This window comes from Kitasatospora sp. NPDC057542 (genome assembly GCF_042801945.1).
In the GTDB taxonomy this organism is placed as follows: Bacteria; Actinomycetota; Actinomycetes; order Streptomycetales; family Streptomycetaceae; genus Kitasatospora.
In genome coordinates, this window is the sequence record NZ_JBHVFE010000732.1 from 1 (window position 1) to 2650 (window position 2650).

Below are 2650 nucleotides of genomic sequence, written 5' to 3' on the forward strand. Positions count from 1 at the left end.
CCCCGGGATCGCTCCCGGGGGCCTTCGTCGCTGCTGCTTCCGGGCGGAGGGCGCCGCCTACTTGCGGGCGGAGGTGACGCGGTAGACGTCGTACACGCCCTCGACGCCGCGCACCGCCTTGAGCACGTGGCCCAGGTGCTTCGGGTCACCCATCTCGAAGGTGAAGCGGCTCATCGCCACCCGGTCCCGGGAGGTCTGCACCGCCGCCGACAGGATGTTGACGTGCTGGTCGGAGAGCACCCGGGTGACGTCCGAGAGCAGCCGGGAACGGTCCAGCGCCTCGACCTGGATGGCCACCAGGAAGACCGAGGACTGGGTGGCCGCCCACTCGACGTCGATCATGCGTTCCGGCTGCTGGCTCAGCGCCTCCACGTTGACGCAGTCGGCGCGGTGCACCGACACGCCGTTTCCGCGGGTCACGAAGCCGACGATCGGGTCGCCCGGCACCGGGGTGCAGCAGCGGGACAGCTTGACCCAGACGTCCTCGACGCCCTTGACGATCACGCCCGGGTCGCCCTTGGCCCGGCGGCGCACCGCGCGGCGGTTGTCGTGGGTCGGGGTGGCGGTCTCCGCCAGGTCCTCGGTCGCGCCCTCCTCGCCACCGAGCGCCTGGACCAGCTTCTGCACGATGTTCGGCGCGGCGACGTGGCCCTCGCCGATCGCGGCGTAGAGCGAGGAGATGTCGGGGTAGCGCATCTCGTGGGCCAGGGTGACCAGCGAGTCGCCGGTCAGGATCCGCTGGATCGGCAGGCCCTGCTTGCGCATCGCCCGGACGATCGCCTCCTTGCCGTGCTCGATCGCCTCCTCGCGGCGCTCCTTGGAGAACCAGGCGCGGATCTTGTTGCGGGCGCGCGGCGACTTGACGAAGCCCAGCCAGTCCCGGGACGGGCCGGCGTTCTCCGCCTTGGAGGTGAACACCTCGACGGTGTCGCCGTTCTCCAGGGTCGACTCCAGCGGCACCAGCCGCCCGTTGACCCTGGCGCCTATCGTCCGGTAGCCGACCTCGGTGTGCACCGCGAAGGCGAAGTCGACCGGGGTCGCCCCGGCCGGCAGGGCTATCACGTCGCCCTTGGGGGTGAAGACGAAGACCTCGTTGCTGGCCAGGTCGAAGCGGAGCGACTCCAGGAACTCGCCCGGGTCGGCGGTCTCCTTCTGCCAGTCCAGCAGCTGCCGCAGCCAGGCCATCTCGTTGACGGCGCCGGCCTTGTCGTCCTTGCGGACCTGGGTCGGGGTGTCGGTGCGGACCTTGGACGCCCCGGCCACCGCGCGCTGCTTGTACTTCCAGTGCGCGGCGATGCCGTACTCGGCCCGCCGGTGCATGTCGAAGGTGCGGATCTGCAGCTCGACCGGCTTGCCCCCGGGACCGATCACCGTGGTGTGCAGCGACTGGTACATGTTGAACTTGGGCATCGCGATGTAGTCCTTGAACCGCCCCGGCACCGGGTTCCACCGCGCGTGGATGGTGCCCAGTGCCGCGTAGCAGTCACGGACGGTGTCGACCAGGACCCGGATGCCCACCAGGTCGTAGATCTCGGCGAAGTCCCGGCCCCGGACGATCATCTTCTGGTAGACCGAGTAGTAGTGCTTCGGCCGGCCGGTGACGGAGGCGGTGATCCGGGCCCCGCGCAGGTCCGCCTGGACCTGGTCGATGACGGTCGCCAGGTACTCGTCCCGCTTGGGGGCGCGCTCGGCGACCAGCCGGACGATCTCGTCGTACATCTTGGGGTAGAGGATCGCGAAGGCGAGGTCCTCCAGCTCCCACTTGATGGTGTTCATGCCCAGCCGGTGCGCCAGCGGGGCGTAGATCTCCAGCGTCTCGCGGGCCTTCTTCTCCTGCTTCTCCCGCTTGAGGTAGCGCATCGTGCGCATGTTGTGCAGGCGGTCGGCCAGCTTGATCACCAGGACCCGCGGGTCCTTGGCCATCGCCACGACCATCTTGCGGACGGTCTCGGCCTGCGCGGCCTCGCCGAACTTGACCCGGTCCAGCTTGGTGACGCCGTCCACCAGCAGCGCCACCGAGTCGCCGAACTCCTTGCGCAGGGTCTCCAGGCCGTAGTCGGTGTCCTCGACGGTGTCGTGCAGCAGCCCGGCCATCAGGGTCGGGGCGTCCATCCCGAGCTCGGCCAGGATCGTCGCGACGGCCAGCGGGTGGGTGATGTACGGGTCGCCGCTCTTGCGCTTCTGCCCGCGGTGCCACTTCTCGGCCACCGCGTACGCGCGCTCGATGTCGCGCAGCAGTGCCGGGTCGGCCTTGGGGTCGTTGGCCCGGATCGAACGGAACAGCGGCTCCAGGACGGGGTTGAGCACGCTGGAGCGCTGGCCCCCCAGACGGGCCAGCCGGGCCCGCATGCCGCCGGTGGAACCGCGGCCGGAGGGGCCGAGCGAGCGCGAGGAGGTCGGCGCCGGGCGTGCCGGGGTGGCCCCCGAGGGCGTGGGACGGTTTTCGGGGGTGGCCGCTGCGGCCGTGGGCACAACCTCGTCGGGCAAGGACAACTCCTCGGGGCACCGGGGCCGACCCCTGCCGAGGCCCGAACGGTCGGGAACAACCGGGAGGGGATGAGTCTTCATGGTACCGAGCCGGGCGCCGGGGTGTTCATCCGGCCGGGCCACGAAACAGGAGGACGGCGGTCGGATGTTCCGACCGCCGTCC

Annotated in this window: 1 protein-coding gene; it reads right to left on the bottom strand. The window is 70.5% G+C overall.

Going from position 1 to position 2650, the window contains the following annotated elements:
* Positions 1-57: 57 nt before the first annotated feature.
* On the bottom strand, positions 58-2568 hold the full coding sequence (locus ACFU7Y_RS42805) for a bifunctional (p)ppGpp synthetase/guanosine-3',5'-bis(diphosphate) 3'-pyrophosphohydrolase (protein ID WP_374120015.1): 2511 nt from the start codon (positions 2566-2568) through the stop codon (positions 58-60).
* Between the last annotated feature and the right edge of the window lie 82 nt (positions 2569-2650).

Excerpts from the sequence above, each read along its gene's own strand:
- ACFU7Y_RS42805 (WP_374120015.1), bottom strand. The coding sequence starts at position 2,568 with ATGAAGACTCATCCCCTCCCGGTTGTTCCCGACCGTTCGGGCCTCGGC.